The organism is Streptomyces sp. NP160 (genome assembly GCF_006335115.1).
Lineage (GTDB): Bacteria > Actinomycetota > Actinomycetes > Actinomycetales > Quadrisphaeraceae > Quadrisphaera.
The window spans coordinates 1-201 of the sequence record NZ_VDMJ01000110.1 but is presented as its reverse complement, the minus strand read 5'-3'; the positions used below and the strand labels follow the sequence as shown (position 1 = coordinate 201).

Genomic DNA, 201 nt, shown 5'->3' with positions numbered 1-201 from the left:
AGATTTCATCCTATGACATGGTGCGTATTGGCGACTGGATCGAAATGCCCTCGCTGAACGCGGATGGCGATGTCATTGATATGTCATTACATACCATTACGGTACAGAACTTTGATAAAACAGTGACCACGATTCCGACCAATAAACTGGTGACGGATACCTTTAAAAACTGGCGTGGTATGCAGGAAGCCGGTGCGCGCC

1 protein-coding gene is annotated in these 201 nt (G+C 47.8%); it reads left to right on the top strand.

The features are described 5' to 3' along the window. Positions 1-201, top strand: a 201-nt coding sequence (locus FHN55_RS22155; RefSeq protein ID WP_139714559.1) for a mechanosensitive ion channel domain-containing protein, incomplete at both ends; no start/stop codon positions are given.